The sequence below is a fragment of the Dietzia massiliensis genome (assembly GCF_018390595.1).
Classification (GTDB): Bacteria; Actinomycetota; Actinomycetes; order Mycobacteriales; family Mycobacteriaceae; genus Dietzia; species Dietzia massiliensis.
Genome location: NZ_JAHBAV010000001.1, coordinates 21,542 through 34,871, shown reverse-complemented (window position 1 = coordinate 34,871; position 13,330 = coordinate 21,542). Strand labels below are relative to the sequence as shown.

General features: G+C 72.8%; 13 protein-coding genes and 1 tRNA gene. 4 read left to right on the top strand and 10 right to left on the bottom strand.

Annotation, left to right across the window (positions count from 1 at the left end; genetic code table 11):
- Nucleotides 1-26: 26 nt before the first annotated feature.
- On the top strand, nt 27-1,073 hold the full coding sequence (gene meaB, locus KHA85_RS00175) for a methylmalonyl Co-A mutase-associated GTPase MeaB (RefSeq protein ID WP_007629102.1): 1,047 nt from the start codon (nt 27-29) through the stop codon (nt 1,071-1,073).
- Between the two features lie 43 nt (nt 1,074-1,116).
- Here meaB and KHA85_RS00170 read toward each other — a convergent pair whose 3' ends face one another.
- The 3 genes from KHA85_RS00170 to KHA85_RS00160 all read right to left on the bottom strand — a co-directional run bounded on the left by KHA85_RS00170 (nt 1,117) and on the right by KHA85_RS00160 (nt 4,298).
- Nucleotides 1,117-2,370: an RNA polymerase sigma factor gene (locus KHA85_RS00170; protein WP_213184381.1), complete on the bottom strand. Its 1,254-nt coding sequence runs from the start codon at nt 2,368-2,370 to the stop codon at nt 1,117-1,119.
- Nucleotides 2,371-2,410: 40 nt separating this feature from the next.
- Nucleotides 2,411-2,776: a YciI family protein gene (locus KHA85_RS00165; RefSeq protein WP_213184380.1), complete on the bottom strand. Its 366-nt coding sequence runs from the start codon at nt 2,774-2,776 to the stop codon at nt 2,411-2,413.
- Nucleotides 2,777-2,930: 154 nt separating this feature from the next.
- Nucleotides 2,931-4,298, bottom strand: a complete 1,368-nt coding sequence (locus KHA85_RS00160; protein WP_213184379.1) for an acyltransferase family protein — start codon at nt 4,296-4,298, stop codon at nt 2,931-2,933.
- 172 nt (nt 4,299-4,470) lie between these two features.
- On the opposite strand from KHA85_RS00160, the gene KHA85_RS00155 reads away from it, so the two are divergent.
- Nucleotides 4,471-5,517 (top strand): NAD(P)/FAD-dependent oxidoreductase, encoded by a 1,047-nt coding sequence (locus KHA85_RS00155; protein ID WP_213184378.1) that lies wholly within the window; start codon nt 4,471-4,473, stop codon nt 5,515-5,517.
- Nucleotides 5,518-5,540: 23 nt separating this feature from the next.
- Here KHA85_RS00155 and KHA85_RS00150 read toward each other — a convergent pair whose 3' ends face one another.
- The 5 genes from KHA85_RS00150 to KHA85_RS00130 all read right to left on the bottom strand — a co-directional run bounded on the left by KHA85_RS00150 (nt 5,541) and on the right by KHA85_RS00130 (nt 9,389).
- Nucleotides 5,541-6,548 carry a nucleoside hydrolase gene (locus tag KHA85_RS00150; protein ID WP_213184377.1) on the bottom strand — a complete coding sequence of 336 codons (1,008 nt, stop codon included), beginning with the start codon at nt 6,546-6,548 and terminating at the stop codon, nt 5,541-5,543.
- Nucleotides 6,545-7,051, bottom strand: coding sequence for a mycothiol transferase (locus tag KHA85_RS00145; RefSeq protein WP_213184376.1), 507 nt, complete (start codon nt 7,049-7,051; stop codon nt 6,545-6,547). Before KHA85_RS00145 ends, KHA85_RS00150 begins: the two co-directional genes overlap by 4 nt.
- A complete protein-coding gene (locus tag KHA85_RS00140) occupies nt 7,048-8,526 on the bottom strand; it encodes an SDR family NAD(P)-dependent oxidoreductase (protein WP_213184375.1) in 1,479 nt (492 codons plus the stop codon). The genes KHA85_RS00145 and KHA85_RS00140 overlap by 4 nt, the downstream gene beginning before the upstream one ends.
- Nucleotides 8,527-8,560: 34 nt before the next feature.
- Entirely contained in the window at nt 8,561-9,223 is a 663-nt protein-coding gene (locus KHA85_RS00135) for a hypothetical protein (RefSeq protein WP_213184374.1), read from the bottom strand.
- Nucleotides 9,224-9,303: 80 nt separating this feature from the next.
- Nucleotides 9,304-9,389: transfer RNA gene (locus KHA85_RS00130), tRNA-Leu, on the bottom strand.
- Between the two features lie 187 nt (nt 9,390-9,576).
- Here KHA85_RS00130 and KHA85_RS00125 point away from each other — a divergent pair.
- A complete protein-coding gene (locus KHA85_RS00125) occupies nt 9,577-10,119 on the top strand; it encodes a YbhB/YbcL family Raf kinase inhibitor-like protein (RefSeq protein WP_061915078.1) in 543 nt (180 codons plus the stop codon).
- 43 nt (nt 10,120-10,162) lie between these two features.
- Here KHA85_RS00125 and KHA85_RS00120 read toward each other — a convergent pair whose 3' ends face one another.
- Entirely contained in the window at nt 10,163-11,230 is a 1,068-nt protein-coding gene (locus tag KHA85_RS00120) for a quinone-dependent dihydroorotate dehydrogenase (RefSeq protein WP_213184373.1), read from the bottom strand.
- Between the two features lie 35 nt (nt 11,231-11,265).
- On the bottom strand, nt 11,266-12,297 hold the full coding sequence (locus KHA85_RS00115; RefSeq protein ID WP_213184372.1) for a YncE family protein: 1,032 nt from the start codon (nt 12,295-12,297) through the stop codon (nt 11,266-11,268).
- A 171-nt stretch (nt 12,298-12,468) separates the two neighbouring features.
- Here KHA85_RS00115 and KHA85_RS00110 point away from each other — a divergent pair, with 171 nt between their 5' ends.
- Entirely contained in the window at nt 12,469-13,314 is an 846-nt protein-coding gene (locus tag KHA85_RS00110) for an undecaprenyl-diphosphate phosphatase (protein ID WP_236884932.1), read from the top strand.
- Nucleotides 13,315-13,330 lie beyond the last annotated feature (16 nt).

The following is a 13,330-nucleotide window of genomic DNA, read 5'->3' as shown; positions in this document are numbered from 1 at the left end:
CGGGTTCGGGGAACCCCCTGGGCGCCATGTCCACCACGGCGGGCACCGGCGCCCCGCGGGGTCCGGTGCCCAGGTCGACCGGGCCGCGCCCCCGCCGCGAGATCGACGTCGACGCGCTGCTCGAGGGAGTGCTGGAGGACCGGCGGCCCGTGCTGGCCCGCGCGATCACCCTGCTCGAGTCCACCAATCCGGCCCACCGGGAGAAGGCCCAGCAGCTGCTCCTCGGCGCCCTGCCGCACGCCGGCGGGGCGTTGCGGATCGGCATCACCGGGGTGCCGGGAGTCGGCAAGTCGACGTTCATCGAGTCCCTCGGCCTCTATCTGGTGGAGCAGGGCCACAAGGTGGCGGTCCTCGCCGTCGACCCCTCCTCCACGCGTACCGGTGGCTCGATCCTCGGCGACAAGACCCGCATGGCCACTCTCTCCACCGAGCCGCGGGCCTACATCCGGCCCTCGCCGACCTCCGGCACGCTCGGCGGCGTCGCGAAGGCGACGCGGGAGACGATGGTCCTGCTCGAGGCCGCCGGTTTCGACGTCATCCTCGTCGAGACCGTCGGCGTGGGCCAGTCCGAGGTGACCGTGGCCGGCATGGTCGACTGCTTCACCTTCCTCACTCTCGCGCGGACGGGTGATCAGCTGCAGGGCATCAAGAAGGGCGTCCTCGAGCTCGCCGACGTGGTGGCCGTGAACAAGGCCGACGGGCCGCACGTGAAAGACGCCCAGCGGGCCGCCCGCGAGCTGGGGGCCGCGCTGCGCCTGGTCAGGCCGGCCGATGCGGTGTGGAAGGTCCCCGTCCTCACGATGTCCGGCCTCGAGGGCGAGGGCCTCGAGGGCTTCTGGGACGCGGTCCGCAAGCACCAACAGACGATGGCCGAGATCGGCGAGGTCGAGGCGCGTCGCGCCCGCCAGCAGGTCGACTGGACCTGGTCGATGGTGCACGAGACCCTCATGGCACGCCTGGCCGCGGATCCCGACGTCAAGAGGGTGGCGCCCGAGGTCGAGCAGCAGGTCCGCGACGGCACGCTCACGGCGGCCCTCGCCGCACAGGCGATCATCGACGCCTTCGACTCCTGACCGATCGCGGAGAGCCCGGATCGCGCGGCGCCGAGCGGCACGGTCAGGCGCCCCACCACCGCTTCCGCAGATACGCACGCTCGGCGTCGTTGAGGGCGAGCTCGTGAGCGCGTGACCACGCCTCTCGAGCCTCCTCCGACCGGCCGAGCATCTCGAGCGTGACCGCGCGGGCCTCGTGGAACGGGTGATGCCGCCGGAGCGCGGGGTCGGCGGACAGAGCCTCGAGTTCGGCGAGCCCGACCGCCGGCCCGTCGCGGCGTCCGCGGGCCACCGCCCTGCCCAGACGCACCGTCGGACCGGGCGCGATGCGGGCCAGAGCGTCGTACAGGACCGCGATCTGGGCCCAGTCGGTGCTGTCGAAGGTCGCGGCCTCGGCGTGCACGGCCGCGATGGCCGCCTGAACGGCGTACGGCCCCGGCCCGCCGGACGCGGACTCGCGGGCCAGCGCCAGCCCCTCATCGAGGAGTAGCGGATCCCAGGACGCGCGATCCTGCTCTCCCAACGGGACGGGCGTCCCGCCGGGACCGGCGCGGGCGGGCGCGCGCGCCTGGGTGAGCAGCATCAGGGCCAGCAGTCCCGTCACCTCTCCGACCCCCGGCAGGAGCCGGTGGATGATCCGTGCCAACCGGATCGCCTCCGCCGTCGGGTCCGACCTGATGTGGGCGGTGCCCCCGGTCGCCGCGTACCCCTCCGTGAAGATGAGGTAGATGACGGCGAGCACGGCGGGAAGACGGCGGGGGATTTCGGACGCCTCGGGTACCCGTACGGGGATGCGGGTGACCCGCATCCGCTTCTTGGCGCGCACGAGCCGCTGCTGCATGGTGGCGACCGGAACCAGGAACGCGTGCGCGATCTCCACGGTCGTCAGCCCGGCGAGGTGGCGCAGGCACAACACCACCTGTTCCTCGACCCTCAGGGTGGGGTGGCAGCAGGCGAAGAAGAGCTCGAGTCGGTCGTCCGGGATCTCATCGGGATCGGCGGGGGAGAGCGCCGCGGCGGGCAGGCGGCGCGGGTCCTGCTCCACCTTGAGTCGAGCGAGCCTCTCGGTGAGGGCGCGCTCCCGACGAAGCCGGTCGATCGCCTTGCGGGTGGCCGTGGTCATGAGCCAGGCCAGCGGGCGGTCCGGTACTCCGGTACGCGGCCATGACTCCGCCGCGGCGACGAGCGCGTCCTGCGCGGCGTCCTCCGCGAGGTCCAGGTCGCCGAATCGCGAGACCAGCGCCGCCAGCAGCCGCGCGCGCTCCTCCTGCCGGATCCGGAGCAGCGCGTCGGGGAGCGCCGGGCGTCCGGCAGTCACGGCGGGGCCCCGGTTCCGCTCGCCGCCCGGCGGATCCTCATCAGTACTCCGCGATCGCTCGGACCTCGACCCGACCACCGTGCACGCCGGGGCACCTCGCGGCCCAGGCCAGCGCCTCGTCGATGTCCGCGACGTCGATGACGATGGTCCCACCGACGAATTCCCGGCTCTCGGGGAGCGGACCCGAGGTGACCACCGGCTCCGCGCCTCCGGGCGGGCACGCGACGCTCACACCTGTCTCCGGATCCTCGAGGGCGAACCCTCCGGCCAGCACGCCGGCCTTGTCGAGCTCCGCGTCGAACGCCATAAACGCTTCCGGGCCGGGGCCCTGCTCGGCGTCGTCGTTGCCGGGCTCCCCGCAGCGCGCGTCGTCGAGGTATCCGAAGAGCAGTAGTACGTATTTCATTGGTATCACCTGGCCGTTCGTGGTGGACGCCGGTCGCCGGAGTGCGCCGACACCATGATGACGAACGGGAGCGACCGGGATCGACACCTCCGCAGAAGTTTCTTCTCGCGGGCGCGCCGGGACACGCCACGTCGTGGGACGTCCGCGCCGGCGGTCAGCGTCGTTCGAGCACCCTGCGCGCGGGCTCCTCGAGGAATCGGTGACTCGCTGCGCCCGCCGCCAGTGAACCCGCGACGGTGACCGGCCAGATGACCGCCATGCGCGGCGCCCACAGCGGGGTGCGGGTGAGGGGGAACGCGGCGTGCAGCACGAGTTGGTGCCACAGGAAGATCCCGTACGACCAGGTACCGACCTTCTGCAGCGGAGCCGATTCCAGCACGGGGAACCGTGTGCCCTCCGGCGCCAGGACGACAGGGGCCAGGACGAGGAACGCCATCGTGCCCGCCAGCCCGGTGCGGGCGGCGAACTCGAGCGGCCCCGGATGGACGAATCCCTCGGAGAACCACGCCGGCACGGTGGTGACGACCAGCGCCGCCCCACCGGCGATCCACCAGCCCCAGCGCGCGAGTCGATCGCGACACGCCCGGACGAGCGTGCCGGGCGGGGCCGTCACGACCTCGGCCAGTAGCATCCCCGCGGCGAACCAGGCGGTGAACGACGGTGGGAGGATCTGCACGTTGACATCGGTCGGCAGGAGGCCGAGCGCGTGCCACGGGATCATGGGGAACACCAGACCGGACGCGCCGAACGCGGCGATGGCCGGGATCCGCCACTTCGCGGCGTCGCCGCGCAGGCCCCTCAGCGCGGTCCACAGCAGCGGGAACGCGAGATAGTACGCCATCTCCACCGCGAGCGACCATGCATGGGTGAGGCCGGCGACGAGGAAGTTCGACGTGTAGATCTGCGTGAGGGTCAGGTTGGCGATCCACGAGGCGGGCCCGTTGACGTGGTTCTGCTCGAGCAGCAGCATCGCGGCGGCGACCAGCACGGCGTAGGCCGGCATGATCCGCACGAGCCGCGAGCGCAGGTACTCGCGTGTGGGCCTCGCCGTTCCCGGCCTGTCCCGGCGGGCGTGATCGGCGTGCGCACGCCACAAGAGGAAACCGGACTTGGCGAAGAAGACCGCGACGGCCAGGTCGAGACGGCCGAACAGTCTCTTGATCGGCGAGCCGGTGGACGACCGCGTGACGAACGCGACGTGCGTGGTGAGCACACCGACGGCGGCGAGACCGCGAATTCCCTCGAGCGCCGGGACGAAGCCCTTGGCACCAGCCGGAGGGCGTATCGCGCCGCCCGGGCCCGGGGTCCGCGGGGTGTGTCCCGCACACGCAGAGCCGGACCCCGCGGCCGCGACCGGTGTCGTGGTGTCGACCGGGTGGACGGAACCAGGGGTCGCGGCGCCCGGACCAGCCATCGTGAACACCGGCCGGCCCGCCCGACGACGCGAGGCCGCCCACACCGCGGCGCGGGCGGCGACCGCTCCGCCCGCGGCGACGATCAGGGCGGCGGCGACAGACCTCATGGACTCTCCCAGGGCGGTGACAGGGGACGACAACGCGCGTCCGGGCCCCTTCTGAGCCGTCGGACATCCGGTGGAGCCTAGCACCGGTTCTAGTTCCGTCACCGGCGTACACGGTGGCCGTCCGACCTTTTCCGTAGGGTGGCGTCACCCGGCCGCCCGCGAGAGGACAGACATGAGCGACGCCCACACCGGCCCCCTGACCGACTCCTCGGAAGAGCCGGTTCCCGAGTCGGTGGACGTCCTCGTCATCGGCGGGGGCCCGGCCGGGCTGTCCGCCGCGACGTGGGTCGGCCGGTATCAGCGCTCGACCCTGCTCGTCGACGCCGGCCACCAGCGCAACCTCGCCGCGACGGAGATCCACGGCATGCTCGGCACGGGGCCCACGACGCCCGCCGAGTTCTACGCCGACATCCACGAGGGTCTCGAGGGATATCCGACCGTCCGCCGGCTCGACGGCAACGTCGCCGAGCTGGAGAAGGAAACCGACGAGAGGTTCGTCGCCCGCATCACCCCGGCGAACGCCTCGAACGGCGGCGCGGACGACACGATCACCGTCACGGCCAAGCGGATCATCCTCGCCACCGGCGTACGCGACCGGCTGCCGGAGCTCGCCGGGATCGACGAGCACTACGGGGTCGACGTGCACCACTGCCCGGCCTGCGACGGCCTCACCGCGGCGGGCCAGCGCATCATCGTGCTGGGCGTCGGCGCCCACGTACCGGCGTACGCCTCCGAGCTGCTCGACTGGGCGTCCGAGGTGGTGATCGTCACCGAGAGCGACGCGGACCCGGCCTTCGACGACGACCAGCGCGCCGCGTGCGCCGAGCACAGCATCGAGGTGGTCGACGGCGTCGCCCGCGAGCTGGTCGGCGCCCCCGGCGCGCTACAGGGGGTGCGGCTCGACGACGGGAGGGTGATCGAGGGGTCCAAGGTGTTCTTCTCCTACGCACACCACCCGACCAACGAACTCGCGGAGGCACTGGGCTGCGAGATGGACGAACACGGGGGCCTCATCGTCAACTCGCTGCAGCTGACGAACGTCGCGGGGGTGTACGCGGCCGGCGACATCGTGACCGGCCTGCAGTTGGTGCCGATCGCCGTGGGCACCGGCGCGGCGGCCGGGGTGGCGTGCGCGACCTCGCTGCGCGGGCACGATACCGAGCAATGCGTCCCGGACCCGGCGCCACCGACGCGGAGCTTCACCCGGCCCGACAGCTGACGCCGGCGGGCGGCCCAGCCGGCTCAGGCCTGTGGGCCGGCCAGTGAGGCGAGCGCCGCGCAGACCTCGTCGAGCACGGCGCCCGCCCCGCCCGGCAGGAGCAGGTCGGTCGCGACGCGCGCGTTGTCAACCCGCCCGCGCTGACCACGCACGTCCGCGACCGTCATCCCGCGCGTGTGCTCGCCGGCGCACTCGACCCGCACGTGCGCGGGCACGGACACCTCGGACCCCGGGTGCAGCGCGAGCCAGGCGACCAACGGATCGTGCACCTGTGCCAGGTAGCCCTCGCCTACGGACTCGTGGAACTCGAAGTAGAACCGCAGCGCGTCCACCAGGGCGCGGGTCAGGGGAGTGTCGGCGGCGGCGAGCAGCCCCCGCGACCGCTCGGGCGTCCACACCGCCCGCTCGGTGAGATTCAGGCCGCACCACAGCGGGGCGGTGACGGCGGGATCGGCGACCCGCGCGTTCTCCCAGACCCGGCAGATCCGATCGGCGGCCTCGGGGTCGACGTCGACGTTCCACTCGCTGACCGGGGTGGTGTTACCCGGGTGCCCCCGGAACGTCCCACCCATCACGACCAGGCGCGCCAACAGACCGGGGAGGGCGGGGTCGAGCGCCACCGCCCGGGCCAGGCTGGACGAGGGACCGGTCACGATCCCCACCAGCTCACCCGGATGTGCGCGCGCCAGCTCCACCCAGAGGCGGACGCCGTCGCGGGGATCGAGCGCCCTCGTCGTCGTCGTCAGTTCCGCGTGCCCCGCCCCGCGGGGGCCGTGCGTCTCGGGGGTCAGCACGTGGGGGACGGCGATCGGGCCGGGTGCACCGGCGGACACGGGCACCGGGGGCGCGCCGGCCAGGTCCAGCCACGCCAGGGCGTTGGCGACCGTGTCGTCGAGTCCGACGTTGCCGGCCGTGCACACCAGCCCGGCGAGGTCGATCCGCCCGGCCCGGTGCTCGGCGACCAGGTAGGCGATGGCCAGCGCGTCGTCGATGCCCGGATCGCAGTCGAGCAGGACCGGGGTCCGGGTCACGGCCGGCGGCCCCGGGCCAGCAGCACGTCGCGGGTGAGCTCGAGGTGCCCGGCGTGGGTCGCGAGATCGTGGAGGATGTGGCCGAGCACCCACTCGACGGTGAGGGTCCCGGCCCGGCGCGCGGCGTCGACGTCGAACGCCGTGCCGGTGGGATGGGCGAGGTCCCCGCGCTCGACCGCCGCGGCGGCCCAGGCGGGAAGCCGGCCGACGAGCGCGGCGAGGCGGTCGAGCTCGGGGCCGACGGGCTCGGAGTAGTCGAACTCGGCGTCGCGGTCGCGCGTGACGTCCTCGCCACCGAGGCACGCCGCGCCCCACGAGGCCGCCACGCCGCACAGATGGTGCACGGTCGCGGCCGCGGAGTTCGTGGGCCACGCGGCGCCCTCCGGCGTGGGGCGGGTGTGCACGAGGGTGCCGGGCCCGTCGCCGCCGAGATCGGCCACGACGGCGCGCAGCGTCGGCAGCACCTGGTCGGCCAGGATGAGGTGGACGGCGTCGGCGGTCACCACGGGCTCGGCTCGAAGTCCTTGAGGAAGCAGCCGTAGAGGTCCTCGCCGGCCTCACCGCGCACGATCGGGTCCACCACGCGCGCGGCGCCGTCGACCAGGTCCAGCGGGGCGTGGAAGCCCTCCTCGTGGAGGCGGACCTTGGTCACGTGCGGGCGCTCGTCGGTGATCCACCCGGTGTCCACGGCGGTCATGAGGATGCCGTGCTCGGTGAACATCTCCTCCGCGGAGGTGCGGGTGAGCATGTTGAGGCCCGCCTTGGCCATGTTGGTGTGCGGGTGCCCGGCGCCCTTGTAGCGTCGCGAGAACTGGCCCTCCATGGCCGAGACGTTGACGACGTACTTGCGGCGCGCCTTCGAGGCCGCCAGCGCCGGGCGCAGGCGCGAGACCAGGATGAACGGCGCGACCGAGTTGCACAGCTGCACCTCGAGCATCTCCATGGGCTCGACCTGCTCGACCGTGGCCACCCAGCTGTTGTGGTCCACCTCGTCGGGCAGGAGCCCGCCGGCGTCGATCGCGGTGCCGGCGGCCATCCGCTCGAGCGACGCGGAGCCGCCCTGCAGCGCGAGGGTGGCGATGTGGTCGGCCTCCCGCTCGGCCTCCTCGCTGCCGATGAGTGCCGACTCGCCGCCCATGAGCGCGGCGGGGTGCAGCTCGGAGGTGCGGCCCATCGTGACCATGGGGATGTCCGCGGCGCGGCCGGTGATCGGCGCCGACTCGCCCTCCACCAGGCCCGAGTACGAGCCGGGGGAGCGGCGCACCGTCTGGGCGGCGTTGTTGATGAGGATGTCGAGCGGCCCGGCGGCGGCGACCTCGTCGGCCAGCGCCACCACCTGCGCGGGGTCGCGCAGGTCCACGCCGATCACGTGGACGCGGTCCGCCCAGTCGGTGTAGTCGTCCATCGACGCGAAGCGGCGCACGGCGTCGCGCGGGAAGCGGGTGGTGATGGTGACGTCGGCGCCCGCACGCAGCAGCATGAGCGCGATGTACATGCCGATCTTGGCGCGGCCGCCGGTGAGCAGGGCCCGCCGGCCGGTGAGGTCCATGTGCGGGTCGCGCTTGGCGCGGTTGACCGCCGCGCAGGCCGGGCACAACTGGTGGTAGAAGGCGTCGACCTGGGTGTAGAGCTGCTTGCACACGTAGCAGGCGACCGCGCGCTGCAGGTGGCCGGCGACGGCGCCCGGCGTGTTGGAGACCAGACGGATTCCGGCGGTCTCGTCGTCGATGCGCGTGGGGGAGCCGGTGGCCGTGGCCTCGATGACGGCCTTGTCGGCCTCCTGGCGCGCGCGGCGCACCTCGGCGCGCCGCGCCTTCTTGAGGAGCTTGAACATGTGGCCCACCGACCGCTGCACCCGGATGGAGTCGGGATGGTCCTCGCCGAGCGCCGCGGCCCGGTCGAGGACGCGCAGGCACGTCTCGAGGTCGTCGGGGTCGATACCGTCTGCGGGGATACCGTCTGGGTTGGTGCCGGTCACGACAGATACGGTACGACGACGAGGTGGTCAGTCCCTAAACCGTCCGCCCCCGCAGGGTGCTCGCGTCACCGGCGCGCAGACCGGTCAACACGTCCTCCACCGCCCGCAGGTGCTCGTCCCGCCCGGAGAGGGCCGGCTGCCGGGGCGGGCCGTAGCGGGCGGCGTAGGCGTCGGACACGAGCTGGGCGTGGGCCTCCACCGGCAGAGCGGCCCGCTGGTCGAGCACGGCCCGCTGGTCGAGCACGGCCCGCCAGTCGTACGCCCGGCGCCCGAGCCGGATCTGTTCGCCCAGGGCCCGCACGACGTACCGCGGGCCGAGGAAACGCCCCTGCCAGATGTGGACCAGCTCGTGGACCAGGGTCGGGGTCGCCCGTGGGCGGACGGCGCCGTCGGGGCCCGCGATGCCGACGACGCCGGGGTCGGCGCCGAGGTAGATCAGCCCGGGCAACGCGAACGCACGCGGGTGCGGGATCCCGGGGACGTGGCCGCGCCGGATCGTCACGGCCGTGGGGTCGACGGTTCCGGCGAAGAACGCGCGGAGATCGGTGCGGACCCCGGGCGGCAGGTCGAGCGGCGGCGGGGCCAGGCCGAGGGCGTCGAGCCGGCGGTCGGCCGCACGGGGGACGGCGCCCAGCGCACGGCCCAGCGCGTCCGCGACGCGACCGGCTGAATCGACGGGTACCGGCGTCCGGGCCATCTGTCGGAACCTTCCCGTGAGACGAGAGCGGGCCCCGGTTCATCGCGGATCCGGGGCCCTTCTACTGTCTCGACACAGTGTGCGCGAGGGGGGACTTGAACCCCCACGTCCGTTAATAGGACACTAGCACCTCAAGCTAGCGCGTCTGCCATTCCGCCACTCGCGCTCGCACACTGGCTGCCTTCGCCGGATCTGATCCGCCTTGGCCGTGCGAGGAATGACATTAGCCGATGCCCGGACCCGGGACCAAATCGCGGTCCCGCCGCGGGGCGCGCGGGGCGGTCATCGCTGGTAGACAGGGACGTGACCGGCTGGAGGACCACTCCACACCGTCCGATCGCAGGAGGAGAACGATGACCCAGTTCCGCGTGCCCGACCCGTATGCCGCCCTTCCGGATCTGCCCGCTCTGGAGGTGACCAGCGAGTCGTTCACCGAGGGCGCCACACTGTCGGCCGCGCAGCTCGGCGGGAAGATGGGCGTCGAGGGCGGCCAGGACAAGTCGCCCCAGGTGAGCTGGAGCGCCGGCCCCGAGGGCACCAAGACGTACGTGGTGACGGTGTTCGATCCGGACGCGCCCACGGCGTCGGGTTTCTGGCACTGGTCCGTCGCCAACATCCCCGCGGACGTGACGTCGCTGCCCGAGGGCGCGTGTACGGGTGACGACACCTCGGGCCTGCCGGAGGGTGCCGTCGTGGTGCGCAACGACGCCGGCTTCAAGGGTTTCGTGGGCGCGGCGCCGCCGGCGGGTCACGGCCCGCACCGCTACATCCTCGCCGTCCATGCGGTGGGCGACGAGATCGAGTTGGGCGACGACGCCTCGTGTGCGTTCGTCGGTTTCAACCTGTTCGGTCAGGGCTTGGCCCGCGGCACCGTGACGGGCATCTACGAGCAGTAGCGATACAGCACGACGGCGCTCACGCGCCCGATCGATTCGGCGCTCAGCGCACCGCCGAGCCGACCGCCTCCGCCAGCGAGCCGAACCCGCCCTGGCGGAGGCGCCTGGCCACCAGGCGGTTGGTGCCGCACACGAGCGAGGGGCCGGTGAAGATGAACCCGGTGTAGGTCTGCACCAGGTTCGCCCCGTGGGTGATGCGGTCCCACACGTCCTCGGGGGTCTCGATGCCGCCGACGGAGATGATCACCAGACGCCCCCCCGCGCGCGCGTGGATCCGGGCGAGCACCTCGCGCGAGCGCGCGGCCACCGGCGCGCCGGAGATGCCGCCCGCCCCCAGGGCCTCGACGTGCGCGGCGGGGGTACGCAGGCCGTCCCGCGAGATGGTGGTGTTGGTGGCGACGATGCCGGCCAGCCCCAGGTCGAGCACCAGGTCGGTGACCGCGTCGATGTCGGCGTCGTCCAGGTCGGGCGCGATCTTGACGAGCACGGGGATCGTCGCCACGTCCCGGACCGCGGCGAGGATCGGGCGCAGCGACTCGACGGCCTGCAGGTCACGCAGGCCGGGGGTGTTGGGGGAACTGACGTTGACGACGAGGTAGTCGGCCAGGCCCGTGAGCATCGTCGCCGAGGCCACGTAGTCGCGGACCGCGTCCTCCGCCGGCACCACCTTGGTCTTACCTATGTTGATCCCCACGGGATCGCTGCTGCGGCGCCGGCGGAGGTTGTTGGCCGCGTTGCCGGCGCCGTGGTTGTTGAAGCCCATCCGGTTGAGGATCGCGCGGTCCTCGACGAGCCGGAACAGACGCGGGGCCGGGTTGCCCGGCTGGGGCGACGCGGTCACCGTGCCGACCTCGCTGAAACCGAATCCGATAGCGCCCCACGAGTCCACGGCGGCGGCGTTCTTGTCGAACCCGGCCGCGAGGCCCAGCGGGCCGGGGAAGGTGCGACCGAGGACCTTCTGCGCGAGCACGGGGTCGCGCACGCCCAGGACCCGCCGCACGACGGCGCCTAGGGGCGGCACCAGGGTCAGCAGCTTGAGCAGGCCGAACACCAGGTGGTGTATCCGCTCCGCGGGAAAGCGGAACAGCACCTTCTTGAGCAGTGCGTACACGGTCCTCCTCGATGGGACGTTGGTCGTCGGTGCGATCAGCTCGCCGGCTCGGTGAGGGTCGGACGGAGGAGGTGCAGCCCTGCGCCGTCGGCGGACCCGACCACCACGGTGCCGGACTCCGTGACCGCCAGGGAATCCGGCTGGCGGACCGTCGGGATGTCCGCCCGCAGGATCCCCACGCCGTCGCCGAGATCGTACGTCTGGATGGTGTTCGTCCCCGTGGAGGCGACCCACACGACCTGCCGGGTCGGGTCCTCGGCCACCGCCCACGGGGCCGGGGCGACGGGGAACTGCTGGTGCAGCCGGACGGGCGAGGTGGAGTAGACGAGCAACGTGCCGCCGACGGTGTCACTGGCGATCACGGAGCCTTCCCCGAGCTCGTCGAGGAGCCCCGCGCCCTTGCCCGCGCGCAGGAGCGGCCCGGCGTGGTCCTCCTCGAGGTCCACGCTGGCGATCACGGTGTCCGGTCGGCTCAGGGCGGTGACGGACCCGTCGCCCGAGACGCTGATCTCGTCGACCGACGTCAGCCCGTCGATGCGGTGCTGTTCCGCGCCGTCGGCGTCGCGCACGACGATCTCCCCGTCGGGGGTCCCCGTCAGCAGGCGCCCGTCGAGGGTGAGGGCGGCGGCCGAGACGGGCCCGAGGCCCGACAGTTCACGGACCCCGCCGTCGGGGGAGACCAGCACGACCCCGTCGCCGTGGGGGACCAGCACGGTCCCGTCGTGCGCGGCCGAGGCGGTCCCGGCCCCGGCCGGCAGGGGCACGGAGTCCTCCGCACTCCAGCTGGTGCCGTCGACCCGGCCCAGCTCGAGCGACGGCGGGTTCTCGACCTGCGCGGCCACCCGGTCGCCCGTGGCGACCAGGGCGCGGACCGACCCGGGCACCGGGATGAGCTCGCCCCCCGACGGGTCGGAGACCTGGGGGGATTCGGCGGGGGCCGCGTTGCCCTGCGCGACACGGTCCTGCTCCTCGAGCTCGCTCGTGGGCGAGGAGCAGGCGGTCAGGCCGATCGCGAGAGCGATGAGGGCGGCGGGCACGCCGGAACGGCGGAGGACACGTCGGTGCACGATGTTCCTTTCGACTGCCCGCCATTGTCCACCACGCGGGTCCGGGGTCCCCGTCCAGGTCCGGGCGACTACTCTCGCGGCGTGCCGTGACGCGACCGCGTCCGAGCCGCAGGCTGCCGAGAGGAAACCGCACACGTGAACACATCGGTCCTCGCCCAGGGCGCGGAGGGGATGTCCTGGCTCCAGGTCGTCGTCCTGTCCGTGCTCCAGGGACTCACCGAATTCCTGCCCGTGTCCTCGTCCGGGCACCTGAGGATCTTCTCGACGTGGTTCTTCGGTGAGGACGCCGGCGCCTCGTTCACGGCCGTCGTCCAGCTCGGCACCGAGCTGGCCGTCCTGGTCTTCTTCTTCAAGGACATCGTCCGCATCCTGGTGGCGTGGTTCCGTGGCGTGGTCGACTCGGCCCGGCGCGACGATCCGGACTACCGGCTCGGATGGTTCGTCATCGTGGGGTCGATCCCGATCGCGATCATCGGGTTCGTCGGCAAGGACTTCATCCGGGACGCCGCCCGCAACCTCTGGATCACCGCGATCGTGCTCATCGTGTTCTCGTTCGTGTTCCTGGCCGCCGAGAGGTTCGGCAGGCAGGACCGGCCGGTCGACGCGAAGTCGCTCGAGGGACTGTCGATGAAGGACGCGATCGTCATGGGCCTGGCCCAGTGCCTGGCCCTCATCCCCGGCGTCAGCCGCTCGGGGGGCACGATCTCGGCCGGCCTCTTCCTCAACATGTCGCGCGAGGCCGCCGCCCGGTTCTCCTTCCTCCTGGCGATCCCCGCCGTGCTCGCCTCCGGGCTCTTCAGCCTGCCCGACGCGTTCGACCCCGGCGCCGGCCAGGCCGCGACCGGGTGGCAGCTCCTCGTCGGCACGGCCGTCGCGTTCGTCATCGGCTACGCCGCGATCGCCTGGTTCCTGAAGTTCGTCCAGAACCATTCGCTGGGCTGGTTCGCCGGCTACCGGATCCTCCTGGGAGCCCTGGTGATGATCCTGCTCGGCACCGGGACCATCCCCGCGACCTGACCGCACCGGCCGGGGC

Excerpts from the sequence above, each read along its gene's own strand:
- meaB (WP_007629102.1), top strand. The coding sequence starts at position 27 with ATGTCCACCACGGCGGGCACCGGCGCCCCGCGGGGTCCGGTGCCCAGG.
- KHA85_RS00165 (WP_213184380.1), bottom strand. The coding sequence starts at position 2,776 with ATGAAATACGTACTACTGCTCTTCGGATACCTCGACGACGCGCGCTGC.
- KHA85_RS00160 (WP_213184379.1), bottom strand. The coding sequence starts at position 4,298 with ATGAGGTCTGTCGCCGCCGCCCTGATCGTCGCCGCGGGCGGAGCGGTC.
- KHA85_RS00155 (WP_213184378.1), top strand. The coding sequence starts at position 4,471 with ATGAGCGACGCCCACACCGGCCCCCTGACCGACTCCTCGGAAGAGCCG.
- KHA85_RS00135 (WP_213184374.1), bottom strand. The coding sequence starts at position 9,223 with ATGGCCCGGACGCCGGTACCCGTCGATTCAGCCGGTCGCGTCGCGGAC.
- KHA85_RS00125 (WP_061915078.1), top strand. The coding sequence starts at position 9,577 with ATGACCCAGTTCCGCGTGCCCGACCCGTATGCCGCCCTTCCGGATCTG.
- KHA85_RS00110 (WP_236884932.1), top strand. The coding sequence starts at position 12,469 with ATGTCCTGGCTCCAGGTCGTCGTCCTGTCCGTGCTCCAGGGACTCACC.